Source organism: Solitalea canadensis DSM 3403 (assembly GCF_000242635.2).
Taxonomy (GTDB): Bacteria; Bacteroidota; Bacteroidia; order Sphingobacteriales; family Sphingobacteriaceae; genus Solitalea; species Solitalea canadensis.
In genome coordinates this window covers 4,936,644-4,954,128 of the sequence record NC_017770.1, presented here as the reverse complement: position 1 = coordinate 4,954,128, position 17,485 = coordinate 4,936,644, and the positions used below count along the sequence as shown (strand labels likewise).

The following is a 17,485-nucleotide window of genomic DNA, read 5'->3' as shown; positions in this document are numbered from 1 at the left end:
ATTACAACCAGCAATAGTTGTTAAAAGACAGCAACAGTTGTTACATATAACAAAATTGCACCAATTATTCCTAATCCAATGAAATGTGTAAATGGAATTTTGGTTTCAGGCCTTAATAATTCCCTTGTATCTTTAATTGTTGGTGAAAACTGATTTTCTTCCAGTACTTGTTTACAATGCATACATTGAGTTACCACAGTCCTTCCCAATGAAAACATGGGAATCCAATAAACATGTGCGTAACGTCCGTAAAAAGACATTGTCATTTGCCCTTCGGTACTGCAATAGTTGCAATTGTGAGCAGGAATTGTAAATGAGGCGATGTGACTTGATCGTTGCCCAAAGATGATCATGAATAGTAATGAATTGTTTTAATCATTAAACGCCCACAATCACCTAAAGGTTACTATTTTTTACTTATAGTAAAGCTTGCCCAGTTCTCTATCTAAACCATAAATATCGTTTCTAAAATTAAGTTCTCCATTTTTATCCACCCAGGCGGTAAAATAGTTTATAGAAACCGGAATCTGCGGTATTAAAGTAACCCAAGTTTCCTTACCACTTTTCATCAATGAAGCAATTTTCTCTTTTGTCCATGCCGGGTCATTTCTTAACAAATGTTCTGCAAATTTCTGTGGCTCGGATATTCGGATACATCCGTGACTAAAAGAACGTGATGCCGAATTAAATAATCCTTTAGCAGGTGTATCATGAAGGTAAATATCATACTCATTGGGGAATAAAAACTTAATCAACCCTAATGAGTTGTTTCTGCCTGGCTTCTGTCGAATACTGTATGGAAATGGGTTTTCAGGATATTTACTCCAATCAATTGCAACAGCAGGAACAGGCTTTCCATTTTGTGAAAACTCAAGTCGTTCTTTATAAATGTAATTACCATTTTTCTTTACACTCGGAATTACCTCTTTTTTAATTATGGATGGAGGAACATTCCAATATGGACTAAAAACAATATATTTCATATTCCCTGAGAAAACTGCCGTAGAAGTACTGGGCTTACCAACAACTACCGCACTGCTCCAGCAAAGCTCTCCCGCTTGAAAAACATGCATGGCAAACTCAGGAATATTTACGATCACATTCTCATTGTAATTAATATCAGGCATCCACTTTAATCGCTGAATGTTTACCAGGATTTGCATAATACGGTCGACTGGAGAGATATTAATTAGCTCCATAAATTCTCTGCCAATTATTCCATCATAGGCTATTCCTGCATTTTTCTGCATTCGCAAAACCATGCTTTTTAATTGAGGAGTAAAAACAGAAGATGTATCCGTGTAAGTTGAATCAGTTAACACAGCAATGCGCTGTTTAATAGCTTTTAAAACACTATTTTTATCTCCAACTTTATAAGCTTTACCAGGCAGGGTAATAACAGACCATGAGTGATTTTGCCTTAACTTTTCATATTTGCGAAGTTGATTAGTTAGTTGTATGATTTGCTTTGAAAAAAGTATACTATCCAAGCTGTATTCTTGACTGTAAACTCTTTTTACAGCAGAATCAATTGATAGCGTGTCCGATGGCATATACCATTCTTCAGCAATGGACTTATTCGCTAAAAAATTACTATGGATAAACTGACAAAAATTGCCCGTTAATTGCAATTCAAGGGCTAAACGTGAACTATCTAATTTATTGGTATCAACCGTACCATTTTCAAATTTTCTTATTCCTTCTTTTACTGAGGGCCACAAGATTCCATACTGCATAATGCCTGCCTGATTATACTTCTGGAGCATATTCTTGAAACTTCTGGCCGGCTCATTCAGGCCTTTAGGGGTAAACCATACATAATCAAAGTGTCGTTTACGATAAAAAGTAAGAATAGCTGAAGAAAGAGATGTTAAGGAGGAGTCTAACTCTAATTGTTTTATAACAACGCTACTGTCGATTGATGTAAAAAGGGAGTCGCGCAAAAGTAGAGAATGCCCTACTGATAACGATTTACCGGTAAGGGTGAAACAAAATAGAGAACCCCAAATGAATGTTGCCCACAGTTTCATTTTGAGAGAGAAAATTTAGATAGGGGCTAAGTTAAAAAAACGAAACCTCCTGTTTAGTTTAATTTAACAAAAAGGAGGCTCGTTAACAATATATGGTTTAATCTACTAATGCAAGTAAGCTGATTTTTGATAATAAGACTGGTTATTTCCAGCAATAAACAATACTGCACCTCCCTTTATCACATCGATAATTTGCTTATTAAGTTCTTTAGGCAAAGCCGGACATCCCCAACTGCGACCTAACATGCCATTGCGGGCAATGAATGATTGTGAAACATAATCTGCTGAATGTACAATTATTTCACGATCACGAGCATTATCATTAATTCCTCTTTCCAAACCATTCAATAACATTGCATAACCGTGTTTAGGGCTAATAATGGTTTGACCGGTTAGATAAAAGCCTAAACTACTTTTCAATGACCCCTCAGTATTGGAAAAGTTAGTCGCGTATTCACCTCCCGAATTCTTACCATGTGCAACCAAAGTATGGAACAATAAAACTTTTTTAGCTACATCTACGATAAATAGACGCTCTTCATTTGAAGGCTTATTAAAATCTATAATTGCTAATATTTGTTTTTGAGGATTTATCTTTCTGAAACCAATTAGTGCATAATTCCAGATATCTTTATTAATATAGCGGTCTAGTCCTACTGTACTGTAGATTAATTCGGCCTCAATGGCACTCTCGTCAGCTTTCTTTTCTGTTACTGTTAGAGCTGCGTTGACCTTAGAATTCAGGTAATACTCTGAGTAGGTATTTCCTGATAAAAGTGTGAAAACCAATAATAATGATATCCCTACTTTACTTTTCATTATAAGTTCTCCAGTTTTAAGTTTACAAACAATGTTTTTTACGACAATATAAAGCGCTGGGTTACAAATAATTGAAAGTTAATTTATGGTAATTTATTCTAAATAAAAAATAAATTTTATTAACCCTTTAATTGAATTAATAAGTGTAGATATTATTCTACACTTATTATACAATTTAAAATTGCCTCAACATCAATCAATTCAGGACCAAATAATTAGTATTTCCCAATCGTTACAATCAATTGACGTTGAAAATCGTTAATAGTCGTATTTTTGTATTTTATATTATCTTTTAAATGGGAACGATACTCAAATTCATACTTGAACTTATCCTGATATTTTGGTTGTTAAGAATGCTATTGAGGTTGGCTGCTCCGTTTATTTTCCGTAAGGTTGTTAATAAAGCAAGTCAACAAGCAGAAAATTTCTATCGTCAACAGCAGCAACAATATGCTGCTACTAATAACAAAAGAGAAGGCGAAATGTATGTGGACCAAACACCTCAACAACCAGCCAAACGCAAACCTAATTTAGATAATGCTGGGGAGTTTGTTGATTACGAAGAAGTGAAATAATTCAATAACGCTCAAATCATTTAAACACCTAATAAAACAAACATGAAGTTTTACGATCTGGAATCGGAATTTAAATTTGGCAAGTACGAAGGAAAAACGTTACAAGACGTTGTTAAAATCGATCCGGAATATATTAATACCTGCTCTATCAATGAGAAAGATTTTTTCATAGCAGGACCGGTGATTGAAGATTTAAAGAAATTAAACCCCGAATTGGATCTTTCTGCAATTGCACTTCAAAACCTTGCTGATAAGCATTCTGCATGGAAACAAGAAATGGATATTGACGAAGACGACGAAGAAGGAACTTATGATTATTTCGATGAACAAGCTTGGAAAGATGAATTTGGTTTGCCAGAAGACGATGATGCAGACGATATTTTAAGTCTTGAGGCTGCAAGTCTTGAAGCCGAAGTTAAAGGCGAATTTCCAGGAACGAAACAACCTCATACACCTAAGTCGGCTGAAAACGTTGATGACGACTTGCTTGAAGACGACGATGCGCTAGAAGATTTTCCATTTGAGAGATTAGACTCGGAAGAAGATGATTGGGATGGAAATTATGATGAAGAAGACGAATGGAATTAATGAATTTATAATATAATAACAAAACCGTCTCGCCTAAGCCAGGACGGTTTTGTCATTTTTAGATACTACATAATTTTCTTTTTTTAGCAGCCAACCGCATGTTCGAAACTTAGTTGGCATAACATTCCTTTTACAGTTAATTCATTTTTCTATATTTGGCCGTTTTAACATGTTAAAGACCAAAAAAAATGACCCAGTGGTTTAAGAAAAATTGGCCTAATCTATTGGCCCTCTTGCTGTTTGTTGTAATTTGTTTCATTTATTTCAGCCCGGTTGTTCAAGGCAAAAAGCTCATACAGGGCGACGTTATGAACGCAGGCTCTGTTCAACAGGAAATAATGGATTACAAAAAGGATGGAAAAGGCCCACTTTGGACCAACTCTATGTTTGGAGGTATGCCATCTTATCAAATATGGACACAATATCCGGCCAATATAGCTTCTCACGTTATTGATATCTGGAATAAAGTATTCCCGAATCCAATCAACTTTGTATTGTTGTATTTATTCGGAGGTTTCTTTTTATTCAGAATGCTTCGCTTTAAACCTTGGTTGAGTTTTTTAGGAGCAATTGCCATTGGTTTTGCATCCTATAACTTTATTATCATTGAGGCAGGACATACAGGTAAAGCATTAGCTATTGCCTTTTTTGCCCCTATTTTAGGTGCTGTGATAATGTCCTTCCGAGGCAAACGCCTGGCAGGAGCCTCATTATTAGCCTTATTTTTAGCCTTGGAAATTCGCTCAAATCACTTACAAATGACTTATTATTTAATGATAGGTATTTTAGTGATTGTTATAGCAGAATTAGTAGAAGCTATCCACCAAAAACGCATCGTTGACTTTGTAAAATCTGGAGTTACCCTATTAGCAGGTGTTATAATTGGTGTTGGTGTAAACTTCGGCACACTTTGGGTTAACTATGAATATGCTAATGAGACTATTCGTGGCAAATCTGATCTTGTGCAGGCAGCAGCTACTACAAAAGCTTCTAAAGGGCTTGATAAAGAATATGCTTATCAATGGAGTCAGGGAGTTGGAGAATCAATTACATTTCTTATTCCCGATGCATATGGTGGAGCTAACGGAATTCCATTTACTCCTAAATCTAAAGTATACGCTGAACTTATTAAAAACAACGTTCCACCTCAGGATGCTACTCAAATAGCAGCCCAAATTGGAGGAGCTGCACGCTATTGGGGCGACAAACCGTTTACATCGGGCCCATATTACTTCGGGGCTATTGTTGTCTTTTTATTTATCCTGGGTTTAAGCTTAGTAAAAGGTGGCTTAAAATGGGGTATTGCTATTGCAACCTTATTAAGCATCCTATTATCATGGGGCAAAAACTTCCAGTGGTTCTCAGATATTTTCTTTGACTATTTCCCTCTTTATAGCAAATTCCGCGCTGTTGAATCAATATTGGTTATTGCAGGAATTATGATTCCTCTTTTAGCAATGATCCTTCTTAACCAAATTTTTGAAGGCAAAATTGCTAAAGAAAAGATATTAAAAAACCTTAAATATACTGTTTATGGTGTTGGAGGAATTTTATTAATCTTTACTGCACTGCCGGGCTTATTCTTATCGGCTCAATCGCCTAACGATGCTAATTTGTTAGCTCAGTTGCAAGCTATGGGCGGCAAGGATGTTGGTAATTCACTAATGGCAGCGGTTGAGGCAGATCGTTTAAATATTGCTCGTATTGACGCATTCCGTTCGTTAGTATTCGTTCTTATTGCTGCTGGTATAATTTGGGCATTTGTTACAGAAAAGATCAAAGCTCAGTATGCTGCTTTAGCATTAGTTTTAGCATTAGTAATTGACATGTGGGGTATTGATAAACGTTACCTGAAAGATGAAAATTTTACAGAGAAACGTATGCTATCTCAAGCAACTCAACCTCGTGAAGTAGACCTTCAGATTAAACAAGATCCAGATCCATACTATCGTGTTTATGATATGATAGGCAATGCTTTTGCGAACCCTGCAACTTCAAGATTTCACAAAAGTATTGGAGGTTACCATGCAGCTAAATTGAAACGTTATCAAAACTTGATCGATAGTCAATTGGTTAAAGGTAATCCTTGGGCATTTAACATGCTTAACACTAAATACATTATAATGCCTGATAGTGCAAAAGGAGCCCGAGTAGTCCATAATGACCAAGCTTTGGGTAATGCATGGTTTGTAAGCGGTGTTAAATTTGCAAACAATGCAAACGAAGAGTTAGCTGCTTTAGATCATGTTAATCCCAAAACGTCTGCTATCATTGGTGAAGATTTCCGCAAGGATGTAGATATTACCAAAATGGATTTTGACACTACTGCTACTATTAAATTGGTTAGCTATCATCCTGAAAAATTAGTGTATGAATCTAATTCATCAACTAACCAACTAGCAGTATTCTCAGATATTTACTATGCAAAAGGATGGGATGCATTTGTTGATGGAAAACCACATAAGTATTTCCGTGTAGATTTCTTATTACGTGGGATGCAATTAGAACCAGGTAAGCATACAATTGAATTCAGATTTGAGCCTAAATCTTATTATACAGGAGAGAAAATCTCTTTAGCTTTTTCAATCTTGTTAGTTGCAGGTTTAGCAGGAGCTATATTTGTTAACCTTAGAAAAAAGAAAAACGAAACTCCCGAGAAAGTTGAAGCTTAATTTTAGTAAGGAGTCTTGAGTTATAAGCCTTGAGTCACTCCTAAGAAATTATATAAAAGCAAAGAGCGGTTTCATTCAGAAACCGCTTTTTGCTTTTATGATAGTAGAACTATTAATTTGTCATTTTTCCGCCTTGAATTTTCTGAACAGCAAATCTGGCTACAATAGCCATGTGCGATGAAATCACCGAAACTATTCCGTAGTGCTTCTTCATAATATTGAAGCGCTCATTTAATGCTTTCTTTTGGTTCTGCCATGAGGCACCGCCCGATAGGTAATTAGCAATATAGAAATGTACATTCTCAAGTGTTTTTGCTTGCTTCATACATTTTATACACCAGTCGATATCTGCTGCGATTTTATAATTGAGATCATATAAAGGAGCAAGCGTTCGTTTTACAATAAACGATTGATGACATACAAGCATTCCCATTCGAAAGCTTTTCCATGTAAGTTTTTCAGGTGGACGTAAACGTCTGGGACCCAAACTTCTCCCTTCATCATCCACAATCAATGTATCACCATAATAAATATCAGCATTAGCATTAGTGGTAAAAATACGTTTAACTGTTGTCTCATTATGAAATTGATCTCCAGCATTCATAAAGATTACATAATCACCTTTTGCTAATTGCAATCCTTTATTCATTGCATCATATATGCCTTTATCTTTTTCAGAGATCCAAAGAGCTATATTTTCCTCGTAACGCTTCACAATTTCAAGTGTATTGTCTTTTGAAGCCCCATCGATAATTATATATTCAATATTTTTATAAGATTGATTAACAACACTCTTTATGGTTCGTTCAATAAAACCCGATCCGTTATAAACAATCGTGATAACGCTTAAAACCGGCTTGGCCTCATAATTTAAATCTTGCTTATTTCTGTATCCGCCCTGCATATGTAAGTATTAAATGAGTGTTCTATAAAGTTCAATATGCTTTTTGGCAACAACCTCCAAGCTAAAATTGGCAAGTACAGTTTCCCTGGCCTGATGATTTAATGTTGATTTATTTTCATGATCCATTACCCACGTAATGCCCTTTGCAAAATCTTCTGCAGATTTATATATCGCCAAATAACCATTCTCCCTATGCTTTACCATATCGGGCACACCTCCAGTAATAAAAGAAACCACCGGTGTTCCACAAGAAAGACTCTCCATAACAGTATTAGGTAAATTATCTTCAAGTGTAGTTGTTAAAAACACATCGGCTGCAGAATAAACAACGGTTAATAACTCATCATTACTGATTGTACCCAAATAAGATGCTTTGAGCTTAAAATCGATTAACTCTGCACCGGTTTTATTTCCGAAAATTACCAACTCTATTTTTTCGTGATCAATCTGATCAGCCAAAATCTCTATGGCTTCTGCCAAATAGGAAGTTCCTTTATGCTTATCAACCTTTGAAGGCATGAATCCACTCAACATAATAAACTTATCTTCAGGTAATCCTAATAGTTTTCGTGCCTCTTTTTTATCCAAGGGACGAAACAATTCGGCATTAATCGCATTAGGAATCACATTTAATGAAAAGTCACTTAACAGAGAACTCGATTTTACAGCCCTTCCCAGCCAGTTGCTTGGAGTTACTATTGAAAACCGATATTGTGAATACACTTCTTGCTTCTTCTTCCAAAAGCGGTGTGATACATCATTAGCATGGGCATTTTTTACAACCGGACAATTGCCACACTCCTGTTTATAATTTTCGCACGTATAACGAACATGACATCCTCCGGTAAAAGCATAACTATCATGAAATGTCCACACTACCGGTTTACCTGATGCTAAGAGTTTTTTCAATGATGAGACAGTCAAAAAACCTTGATTAGTCCAATGTAAATGAAGAATATCCGCATTTTGAACAGCAGGATGGTGCTCAATACTTTTACCTATAAATGGAATGGAAAAAGGCACTTTAATGTTCTTGATCTGAAGTTTGGTAAGAACCTGTTCTAATCCGATAAGAAATAAGGAGTAAAGCTTCGAAAGTTTGCTATCCGAAAAGGTTTTGATTTCCGGATCATTGCCATACTTATAGTTAACGATTAACTCACTTTGTATTCCTTGTATTTTTAATGCCTCATTTAGCCGCAATGCAGCTCGCGCAGCACCACCACTTCCATCATAACTATTAATATGTAGTATTTTCATTAACTATCTGATTCGCTTTTTCTCAAATTATCCGTAATCTTACAGGCTCTTTTCAACTATAAAGTATCTAAACAAAAGTACATATTCGAACCATTAATTTTCTTGTTAGAGAATGGAAGCAGAAACCGCAGAAAATAAGCTAACCGACCAAGCGTTCTGGTCTAACTATTGGGAGACTAAAACAGATATTTTACACGAAATAGATATCAATTACGTATTCTCTCCAATCTTCGGGAGAGTTTGCGAAGCCAAACCTGTTAAATCAGCAATAGAACTGGGTGGTTTTCCCGGCTATTTTTCTTTGTTTCTTACCAAATACCTGAAAAAGAAAACAACATTGCTTGATTTCTTTATTCATTCAGGTATTATTAATAACCTTGAAAAGTTTAACAATATCCCAGAGAATAGCATTCGTTTTATCCAGGGTGATTTATTTGATGAAGGAGAAAGAGAAAAGTTTGACTTAGTTTTTTCCTGTGGATTGATCGAACATTTTCAGGATACAAAAGACATTATCAAGCGTCATGTAGACTTTATGGACCAAAACGGAGTTCTTCTCCTAACCTTACCCAACTTTACCGGTGTAAATGGATGGTTTCAACGAAAATTCGACCGTAATAATTACGACAAGCATAATATCAATTCTATGAATCCTGAGCTTTTGAAAAGTATCTATGAAGAGCTCGGATTAGAAGTGAAAGAGTATGGATATTATGGTAAATTCTCTATCTGGCTTGAAAACAAAAAAGAACAATCGGCAATTGTGAAATTTTTATTTAAACTTTGCTGGCTCTCCGGAAAGGTGTTTACTAAGATTATTCCGGTAGAAAGTAGACTATTATCTCCTTACATTTTTATCTGGGGTAGTAAGAAGTAAATTATCATGATTGAAAAAATTGTCAATGCTGTTTTTTATCAACTTAGATTATTCTTTGTTACCATAGGTTCTATATGTAAAGTGTTAATTCGCTCAAAATTTGGATTGAAGCCTCCAAAAGCACGCACTGAAAAATGCTACATCTTAGGTAATGGGCCATCATTAGCCTCCTCGCTTGAGAAATTAACCACTGAACTACATGATCGCCAAAATGTATTGTTTGCTATAAATAGCTTTTCTTGTGCAGCAGTTTTCACAGACCTTAAACCAGAAAATTACGTTTTCCTGGATCCCTTTTTTAGTAACTATAATGGAACAGACACCCCAATTGAGTCTGTTAAAAAAACATATGAGCACCTTATAGGAGATGTTAATTGGCCTTTGGACTTGTTTGTTCCCGCAACATCGGCAAAAAACACCTTTATAACGAGTCTTCCTCAACTAAATAAAAACATCCAACTTCATTTTTATAACTACGTTGTTTTTGAAGGCTACGAGAAAATTAAATTCAGCTTCTTTAAGCGCAATTTAGCGATGCCTCAATGCCAGAATATATTAGCTGCCAACATTTTCATAGCGACGAATATGCAATTCAAGGAAATCTATATTCTAGGAGCAGATCATTCATGGCATGAACAAATTTCTGTTGATGAACATAATGATGTCATTACCCAAGACAAGCATTTCTATAATCAGCAGGGGAAAACAATAAATATGAAAAGCAGGGCTTTTAATTCAGAGGAATATGGCATTCATAGCTTTTTTAACTCATTGTCGAAAGCATTTTATAGTTACAAAATTTTGGCCCGATATGCCCGATTCAGAAACGTGAGAGTACTTAATGCAAGCGAAAAAAGCTATATCGACGCATTTGATCGTATTTGATGCAATAAAATCCAATAAGCATTTTTATATTAGTGGTTTGAATTTTGTTAGGCAACATCATTCACAGTTTACTTATTCCCAAATTGGCGTAGAAATACAATTTAAAAATCTTTATGATTATTCACCGCTTAGCGAAACCAACAGACGTTGATTTATATTTTAAATGGGCTAATGAAGATCAAGCTCGTAAAAACTCATATAGCCAGAAAAAAATTGACTATCAAACTCATGTAAACTGGTTTAATGCGAGTTTAAAAGATGAAAACTCACTTATGTTGGTGTTTGAATATGAAACAGGAATGGCTATTGGTCAAATAAGGTTCGAGCGTCATAATAGTGACACTATTATTCGTATTTCGATTGACAAGGATTTCCGCGGGAGGTTATTGGCCAAACAAATGATTATGGATGCGTGTGAGTACTTTTTCAGCTTGTTTCCGGGAGATCTTGTACGTGCCTATATTCGTAAAGAAAATATGGCTTCTGTTCGTGCATTTGAGCATTCGGGCTTTACCTTCGAAAAAGAAACTACTGTTAATGACATCCCAAGTTTTGTTTATACCATTACTAATACTAAATCATAACAAACTCCTTATCATCCATTAAGCATTCGGGATGGGAATAATCCAGAAACAAACAATAAAAGGCACTATTTATTCATATTTAGGCGTGGTCGTTGGATTTGTAACAACAATTTTCCTACGACCTCGCTGTTTATCGACCGAAGAGAATGGTATTCTTGAACTATTGCTTTCTTATTCGGCCATTATTGTTCAGGTAGCCAGTTTAGGCTTTCAGGCAGCTTCGGTTCGCTTTTTTCCTTATTTCAGAAGTGACCATAAAAATCATCACGGATTCTTATTCCTTTCCAGTGCTGTTTCATTGGTTGGTTTTTCTGTTTGCCTAATCGGCATTACTTTATTCGGCAATTTTTTCTGGGGTACTAGCGAAAGCTATTCAATTATATTCTCTAACTATGGAATAACACTTTGGGGATTAGCCTTTTTTCTTTTGTTTTTTGGCGTTTTAGACAACTATAACAGAGCTTTATACGATACCGTTACAGGAACAGCACTAAGAGAATTTTATCAAAAATTTTTTGTTGCACTTTCAATGGTTTTACTAATCGTATTTACCGTTGACTTTAACCATTTCATCTACATCTGGCTAATTGCCAATATGCTGCCTACGCTCATTTTAACCATAAAACTGGCGAGAGACAAACAGCTTAATTTTACTCCAGACCTCAACTTTCCTGATAAGGGATTGGTAAAAGGAATGGTAAGCTTCAGTTCTTTTGCAGTAATTAGTGGTTTTACTACCATGATCATTCAATACATTGATAAAATCATGATTGGTAATTTGCTGGGTTTAAGCGAAACTGGAACATACGGCATTACTGTGTATTTTGCAACGGTAATTGCTATGCCGGCACGTGTAATGTACCGAATTGCAGGTACTGTTTTAGCTGATAAATGGAAAGACAATGACATGGCCGGTATATTATCCGTTTACCGTAAAAGCTGTATCAACCAATTACTGATAGGACTTTTATTATTTATTGGTATTTGGGCTAACATTAACAATGTTTTTCATTTATTACCTCCACAATATGCAGCAGGCAAATATGTGATTTTATTTATGGGCCTAGGGAGCTTATTTGATATGGTTACCGGGGTAAATGGGGTTATACTCGCCACATCAAAATACTTCAGGTTTGATACCTATTTCTTTGTAGCACTTATCGGAGTTATAATTGGCGCCAATTATCTATTTATTCCACGCTACGGATTAGCCGGGGCTGCAATTGCTGCAGCATCGGGAACATTCTTGTTTAATTTATTCAGGTATATTTTTGTTTGGGTAAAATTTGGCTTACAACCCTACAGCTGGAAAAACCTGGCTATTCTTATTATTGGCATGGCTGTGCTTGCCCTAAACTACTTACTACCTGCCTTACCTAATTTCATCGCAGATATTATTGTTCGTTCAACATTAATAACAATTCTTTATGTTGGAGCAATTTACTGGCTTAAATTATCTCCTGAAATGAACGAATTAATTGATAAGTTTTTAGTCCGGAGTCTGAAGTCTTGAGTTAAGAGTCGAGAGTATTCAGTCTTGAGTCGAGAGTGTTTAGTCTTGAATATTGACAAGAGGAAACTTAGGAGTTCTAAGTTCGTACACTTTGAATTTTAGATCAGACTTTGTGGATCCAAACTCATACTTTTAAGTAAAAATCTTAGGCTAAAAAGGGATTCAAGACTCAGAACTAAAGACTCAAGACTAAACTATTGTTCAGTCAACTCTTCTCTTACATTAGTGAAGTTGCGGACGCTTAAACGCGACGCAACCCAGGAGGCGACGAAAGAAATAGCAAATACCGTAATAAACACTAGCACAAAGTCTCGGAATTTCATATCAACCGGATAATTATCCATAATAAATGACCCCGACTGTCCCATTCGTATTAAGCCGAAACGTTGTTGTATATAACAGAAGAGTGCGCCCAGTGATAATCCAACTATGGTTCCAACCATAGATATCAGTAATCCCTCAAATAAAAAGATGTAACGCACCATACTCTCTTTGGCTCCCATACTAAACAAGATGGCAATATCTTTCTTCTTATCGATTACCAGCATGGTTAAAGAGCCAATGATATTACAGATGGCAATTATTAAAACAAAGGTCAGGATTAGGTACACAGCCCATTTTTCAGAATTAAGTATTTTATAAAGCAATTCATTCTGCTCAAATCGATCACGTATTCTGTAATCGGCACCTAATTGCTCCCGGATCTCCTTTTTATACTTAGCAATATCAGTTCCCTGTTTTGTATACAGTTCAATAGAAGACACGTTAACTGGTTCTTCCATTTGATTGCGGGCAAATTCCAACGGAACCAAAACATACTTCGAGTCAAAGTCTTGCTGAACCTGAAACACACCGGAAACCATTATTTCATTGCGATTTAAATCATTGGAGGGATCAATTGAATTACCCATCTTCTTTTTAGGCGAAAACACTATTAATGGCTCATCCGAATTAATGTTAAGCGCGAGGAAATATTCAACACCACTACCAATAACGGCCCTTGGCGCACCTGCCTCATTCAACACATTTTCCCCTCTAATAATCATTGAATCCAGGGAGTGTGTTTTAAGAAAATCATTACTAACCCCTTTTATGGTTGCAATGTATTGATTCTTTCCAAAACGTAACAACGCCTTTTCTTCCAGTGATTCAACATAAAAAGCCGTGGATGGATTATTTTTTACAGCTGCAAATGCTTTATTCGTAGGATCAAATGTTTTTCCCTTTGCAATTTCAACTTTAATATCAGGGGTAAACTTATTGTACAACGAAAGGACTATAACTTCAAAGCCATTGAATACTGATAAAATAATGATCAACGCGGCTGTACCAATTAAAACACCCACCATCGAAATGGCAGAAATGATATTAATGGCATTAGTTGATTTCTTAGAAAATAAGTATCGCTTAGCAAAATATAGTGCCAGATTCATTAATGAGTCTTTATCGCTAATAAATTATACGTAAAACTTACCGTTACAAAAACGGATTATGTAGGCGTTCAAATCCAATAGAAGTGGCAGGACCATGTCCAGGATAAACCTTCACTTCATCTCCTAATGGAAATAGACGTTCTTCTATACTATTTTTCAATACCTGAAAACTTCCACCCGGTAAATCGGTACGGCCAACACTTTGATAAAACAACACATCACCACCTATTACAAACTGATCGTCCTTACTGTAGAAAGAAAGACTACCTGGAGAATGACCAGGCGTAAAAATACATGCTACTGAAGATGAGCCAAAGGAAATAACCTCGTTGTCTTCTAAATAACGTTCAACAGTAGGAGATAGCTCATAATGCATCCCCATTGAAGGCGCATATCCGGGAATTGCATCCAAAATAAATTGCTCTTCTTTGTGGAAATAAGGTTTTAATCCATAATTATCAAACACAAACTTGTTGCCCAGTACATGATCTATATGGCAATGAGTATTTAATAATAAAACCGGTTTAAGTCCATTTGAAGTAACAAAATCACTTAGTGCATTCTGTTCCGATGCATTATAACATCCTGGATCAATAATTACACATTCCTGTGTTTCATCAAATAAGATATAAGTGTTTTCCTGATAGGGATTGAAAGTAAGATAATGTACCTGAATCACGTTCTTAATAATTTGGGAAATTTTACACGTTGGTTAATTTGAGAAGAATTCACAATGCTTCAAATTTATCCAAAGATCTAATTTCGAATTTATTTCCACTTAAAACTTTTTATCATTACATCTACATCCTTTTTGATGTAGTTGAGTACCGGCTGTATAGAATCTAGCTTCGGTTCGGAACTAAAATACAATGCAGCCCTTAAAAAATGTTGAGTGCTGTCTGTTAGATAAAACTGAATTGCCGATGCAGCATTTCCATCAATAGAATAATAAGTACCATAGACATTATCTGCTTTATCACTTATAATACTTTCATCGATGGCTGTTGCTTTAATGGTATGTTTAAAAACAAGTCCTCTGCTTTCTTCCGTAAGCTTCACTAATTTCCTTTTGTCACCATTAATATTATGGTAACTGATATGAAGTTTGCCGTTAAATTGAGGATAATTTACATTGATCCAACAAGGTTGAGCATCAGAATTCTTATCATTGCTCACATTTGCATATACGGGAATATCAAATGAGAATTTACAGCCTTCATCAAAACGCTTATAGATCTTTTTGGGGAAATCTATACGATGATATCCTCTCGGTTTAGGAGTAGAAACCTGTTCACATGAAACGATTGAAAAACAACCTGCAACCATAACAATTGCAAGAAAATAATTGTTAATAAATAACTTTAGCGCTGTTGAATACAATTTATGACTGTTCAAAGTTCTTGATTTGGTTTGCAAGGTACAATTTATAGCGATTCGGTACCCAAATTATTTATTCCAGATTTCCCATGATCTTTCGGCTTGCAGGTGCAGCATTTCCAATCCATTTTTCACGATTGCGCCTTTCTCTTTTCCTTTTTTCATGAAAAGAGTTTCCTCCGGATTATAAACCAAATCATATAAAAGATGATTGGAGGTCAAAAACTCATACGGAATAGTCGGACATGCATCTATATTGGGGTATGTTCCTAATGGAGAACAGTTAATAATTACTGAATACTCTTTCATTAATTCCCCTGAGAGCTGTTCATAGGTATAATTATTTTGAGCTGCTGTTCTAGACACAAACTTATAAGTAATTCCTAGCTCATTTAACGCATACTCAACCGCTTTTGATGCTCCACCAGTACCTAATATCAATGCTTTCTTATGGCTCGGTTTCAATAATGGCCGCAATGATTCTCTAAAACCCACCACATCAGAATTTGATCCGGTTAGCACTACCTTTCCAAATTCGTTACGAGTTATTTTAATCACATTTACAGCTCCTACACCCTTAGCCACATCATCCAACGTATCAAGCAAAGGCATAACCGCAATTTTGTGCGGAATGGTCACATTAATACCAACCAAATCATGGTCGTTATTAATTATATCCAACAACATTTTGGCTTCTTCAATAGGATACAAATTATATTGATGATCGGCTAAGCCGAGCTGTTCAAATTTTTGTGTAAAATATTTCTGAGAGAAAGAATGTGAAAGAGGAAAACCAATAAGTCCGAATTTTTTCATATTGTCAAAACAAGAGATAATGGTAAAAGTAATACCGTGTAGCAATTCACAAAGCCTTGAAAGTTAAGCTAAGTTCAAAAACGGTTATCGGAATTGATGTTTAGTGATCAATTAACCTTAAGAAAAAAAGGCAAAAACTTTAGCTGTCGTTTTTGCCCTTTCTATAGTGAGTTGTCAATTACATCACTGGGATATCAAAATCCTTTAGGAAATGATTAAAAGTATCACCACGTAAACCTAAACGAACTGTTTCTAATGGAATAACTTCGGCAGGTGCAATATTTCCCAGGTTTACGTTTGCTCCGATTAGTTTAACGAACCAAACTTGCTGTGATTTTTGTGGTGCTTCCCAGATAATTGTTTCCTGAGGAATTTTAGTCAGGATTTCTTCAACTAAGCCCGAACGAACTTCACCATTACCACGGAATAAACCTACGTTACCGCTTTCACGTGCTTCAGCAATAACTTTCCATGATCCGGCATCAATCTCCGCCTGCATCAATTGAATCCACTTGTAAGGAGGAATAATAACAGTATCATCTTTTGAACCTACTTCAGAAATAACTGTTACATTCTTTTTAAGTTTATGGATGTACTCACATTTAACATCATGAGGAATCGTAATAGAGCCGTCAGAAACCTCTGCATACTCCATTTTATACTTCTCTAAAATGCGACAATAATCATCAAACTGACCACGGATGATAAATGCCTCAAAAAGAGTACCTCCAAAATAAACTGGTATGCCGGCATCTTTATAAACATTTAACTTATCCTGTAAGTTTGGGGTAACGAATGATGTTGCCCATCCTAATTTAACCAAGTCGGTATGATTGCCGGCAACAGAAAGAAAGTTTTCTATTTCATTAACACTAAGCCCTTTATCCATTACCATGGTAATGCCTTTATCGCGGGGCTTGGCTTCTCTCTCTGGAACGTATTTCAAACTATAATTCATTTCAAATTAACTAAATCCTTATGGGAATTGTTCTCAATAACACTCCCTTTTAATAAGGCTTCGCAAAATAAAGCCTAAGTGTTTAAAATACCAAATGTTTTAACAATCCAAACTTAGTTTTTTTGCCAACGATAAACTGTTAAAAAAATTATTTTTAGCCCATTATATCAATTTAAAACACTGACTAAAAACAG

General features: G+C 35.6%; 17 protein-coding genes. 7 read left to right on the top strand and 10 right to left on the bottom strand.

Features of this window, described 5'->3' with window-relative positions:
* Window positions 1-20: 20 nt before the first annotated feature.
* The 3 genes from SOLCA_RS20895 to SOLCA_RS20885 all read right to left on the bottom strand — a co-directional run bounded on the left by SOLCA_RS20895 (window position 21) and on the right by SOLCA_RS20885 (window position 2,849).
* Window positions 21-353: a hypothetical protein gene (locus SOLCA_RS20895; protein ID WP_014682475.1), complete on the bottom strand. Its 333-nt coding sequence runs from the start codon at window positions 351-353 to the stop codon at window positions 21-23.
* 60 nt (window positions 354-413) lie between these two features.
* Complete coding sequence (locus tag SOLCA_RS22605) at window positions 414-2,030, bottom strand: L,D-transpeptidase family protein (RefSeq protein WP_014682474.1); 1,617 nt, start codon at window positions 2,028-2,030, stop codon at window positions 414-416.
* Between the two features lie 105 nt (window positions 2,031-2,135).
* Entirely contained in the window at window positions 2,136-2,849 is a 714-nt protein-coding gene (locus tag SOLCA_RS20885) for a murein L,D-transpeptidase catalytic domain family protein (protein WP_014682473.1), read from the bottom strand.
* A gap of 296 nt (window positions 2,850-3,145) precedes the next feature.
* Here SOLCA_RS20885 and SOLCA_RS20880 point away from each other — a divergent pair, with 296 nt between their 5' ends.
* From SOLCA_RS20880 to SOLCA_RS20870, 3 genes are all read left to right on the top strand, one after another.
* Window positions 3,146-3,424, top strand: a complete 279-nt coding sequence (locus tag SOLCA_RS20880) for a DUF4834 family protein (RefSeq protein ID WP_014682472.1) — start codon at window positions 3,146-3,148, stop codon at window positions 3,422-3,424.
* A 42-nt stretch (window positions 3,425-3,466) separates the two neighbouring features.
* Window positions 3,467-4,012: an exodeoxyribonuclease X C-terminal domain-containing protein gene (locus tag SOLCA_RS20875; protein ID WP_014682471.1), complete on the top strand. Its 546-nt coding sequence runs from the start codon at window positions 3,467-3,469 to the stop codon at window positions 4,010-4,012.
* 188 nt (window positions 4,013-4,200) lie between these two features.
* Window positions 4,201-6,684: a YfhO family protein gene (locus SOLCA_RS20870; RefSeq protein ID WP_014682470.1), complete on the top strand. Its 2,484-nt coding sequence runs from the start codon at window positions 4,201-4,203 to the stop codon at window positions 6,682-6,684.
* A 112-nt stretch (window positions 6,685-6,796) separates the two neighbouring features.
* On the opposite strand, the gene SOLCA_RS20865 is transcribed toward SOLCA_RS20870, so the two are convergent.
* A complete protein-coding gene (locus SOLCA_RS20865; protein WP_014682469.1) occupies window positions 6,797-7,588 on the bottom strand; it encodes a glycosyltransferase family 2 protein in 792 nt (263 codons plus the stop codon).
* Window positions 7,589-7,597: 9 nt separating this feature from the next.
* Window positions 7,598-8,848: a glycosyltransferase family 4 protein gene (locus SOLCA_RS20860; protein ID WP_014682468.1), complete on the bottom strand. Its 1,251-nt coding sequence runs from the start codon at window positions 8,846-8,848 to the stop codon at window positions 7,598-7,600.
* A 112-nt stretch (window positions 8,849-8,960) separates the two neighbouring features.
* Between SOLCA_RS20860 and SOLCA_RS22600 the strand changes: the two genes are divergently transcribed.
* The 4 genes from SOLCA_RS22600 (at window position 8,961) to SOLCA_RS20840 (ending at window position 12,707) form a co-directional block, all read left to right on the top strand.
* On the top strand, window positions 8,961-9,725 hold the full coding sequence (locus SOLCA_RS22600; protein ID WP_014682467.1) for a class I SAM-dependent methyltransferase: 765 nt from the start codon (window positions 8,961-8,963) through the stop codon (window positions 9,723-9,725).
* A 6-nt stretch (window positions 9,726-9,731) separates the two neighbouring features.
* Window positions 9,732-10,610: a 6-hydroxymethylpterin diphosphokinase MptE-like protein gene (locus tag SOLCA_RS20850; protein ID WP_014682466.1), complete on the top strand. Its 879-nt coding sequence runs from the start codon at window positions 9,732-9,734 to the stop codon at window positions 10,608-10,610.
* A 113-nt stretch (window positions 10,611-10,723) separates the two neighbouring features.
* Complete coding sequence (locus SOLCA_RS20845; RefSeq protein WP_014682465.1) at window positions 10,724-11,194, top strand: GNAT family N-acetyltransferase; 471 nt, start codon at window positions 10,724-10,726, stop codon at window positions 11,192-11,194.
* 31 nt (window positions 11,195-11,225) lie between these two features.
* Window positions 11,226-12,707, top strand: coding sequence for a lipopolysaccharide biosynthesis protein (locus SOLCA_RS20840; RefSeq protein WP_014682464.1), 1,482 nt, complete (start codon window positions 11,226-11,228; stop codon window positions 12,705-12,707).
* Between the two features lie 194 nt (window positions 12,708-12,901).
* On the opposite strand, the gene SOLCA_RS20835 is transcribed toward SOLCA_RS20840, so the two are convergent.
* From SOLCA_RS20835 to SOLCA_RS20815, 5 genes are all read right to left on the bottom strand, one after another.
* Window positions 12,902-14,140, bottom strand: coding sequence for an FtsX-like permease family protein (locus tag SOLCA_RS20835; protein WP_014682463.1), 1,239 nt, complete (start codon window positions 14,138-14,140; stop codon window positions 12,902-12,904).
* 43 nt (window positions 14,141-14,183) lie between these two features.
* The gene (locus SOLCA_RS20830; RefSeq protein WP_014682462.1) at window positions 14,184-14,819 is read right to left on the bottom strand and encodes an MBL fold metallo-hydrolase; all 636 of its coding nucleotides are present in this window, start codon (window positions 14,817-14,819) and stop codon (window positions 14,184-14,186) included.
* A gap of 89 nt (window positions 14,820-14,908) precedes the next feature.
* Entirely contained in the window at window positions 14,909-15,535 is a 627-nt protein-coding gene (gene gldD / locus SOLCA_RS20825; protein WP_245536732.1) for a gliding motility lipoprotein GldD, read from the bottom strand.
* A 51-nt stretch (window positions 15,536-15,586) separates the two neighbouring features.
* Window positions 15,587-16,333, bottom strand: coding sequence for a shikimate dehydrogenase family protein (locus tag SOLCA_RS20820; RefSeq protein ID WP_014682460.1), 747 nt, complete (start codon window positions 16,331-16,333; stop codon window positions 15,587-15,589).
* A 178-nt stretch (window positions 16,334-16,511) separates the two neighbouring features.
* Window positions 16,512-17,291 carry a phosphosulfolactate synthase gene (locus SOLCA_RS20815; RefSeq protein ID WP_014682459.1) on the bottom strand — a complete coding sequence of 260 codons (780 nt, stop codon included), beginning with the start codon at window positions 17,289-17,291 and terminating at the stop codon, window positions 16,512-16,514.
* Between the last annotated feature and the right edge of the window lie 194 nt (window positions 17,292-17,485).

Coding starts and splice junctions, on each gene's coding strand:
- SOLCA_RS20860 (WP_014682468.1), bottom strand. CDS start 8,848: ATGAAAATACTACATATTAATAGTTATGATGGAAGTGGTGGTGCTGCG.
- SOLCA_RS20885 (WP_014682473.1), bottom strand. CDS start 2,849: ATGAAAAGTAAAGTAGGGATATCATTATTATTGGTTTTCACACTTTTA.
- SOLCA_RS22600 (WP_014682467.1), top strand. CDS start 8,961: ATGGAAGCAGAAACCGCAGAAAATAAGCTAACCGACCAAGCGTTCTGG.
- SOLCA_RS20815 (WP_014682459.1), bottom strand. CDS start 17,291: ATGAATTATAGTTTGAAATACGTTCCAGAGAGAGAAGCCAAGCCCCGC.
- SOLCA_RS20880 (WP_014682472.1), top strand. CDS start 3,146: ATGGGAACGATACTCAAATTCATACTTGAACTTATCCTGATATTTTGG.
- SOLCA_RS22605 (WP_014682474.1), bottom strand. CDS start 2,030: ATGAAACTGTGGGCAACATTCATTTGGGGTTCTCTATTTTGTTTCACC.
- SOLCA_RS20850 (WP_014682466.1), top strand. CDS start 9,732: ATGATTGAAAAAATTGTCAATGCTGTTTTTTATCAACTTAGATTATTC.
- SOLCA_RS20865 (WP_014682469.1), bottom strand. CDS start 7,588: ATGCAGGGCGGATACAGAAATAAGCAAGATTTAAATTATGAGGCCAAG.
- SOLCA_RS20875 (WP_014682471.1), top strand. CDS start 3,467: ATGAAGTTTTACGATCTGGAATCGGAATTTAAATTTGGCAAGTACGAA.
- SOLCA_RS20820 (WP_014682460.1), bottom strand. CDS start 16,333: ATGAAAAAATTCGGACTTATTGGTTTTCCTCTTTCACATTCTTTCTCT.
- SOLCA_RS20840 (WP_014682464.1), top strand. CDS start 11,226: ATGGGAATAATCCAGAAACAAACAATAAAAGGCACTATTTATTCATAT.
- SOLCA_RS20845 (WP_014682465.1), top strand. CDS start 10,724: ATGATTATTCACCGCTTAGCGAAACCAACAGACGTTGATTTATATTTT.
- SOLCA_RS20870 (WP_014682470.1), top strand. CDS start 4,201: ATGACCCAGTGGTTTAAGAAAAATTGGCCTAATCTATTGGCCCTCTTG.
- SOLCA_RS20895 (WP_014682475.1), bottom strand. CDS start 353: ATGATCATCTTTGGGCAACGATCAAGTCACATCGCCTCATTTACAATT.
- SOLCA_RS20835 (WP_014682463.1), bottom strand. CDS start 14,140: ATGAATCTGGCACTATATTTTGCTAAGCGATACTTATTTTCTAAGAAA.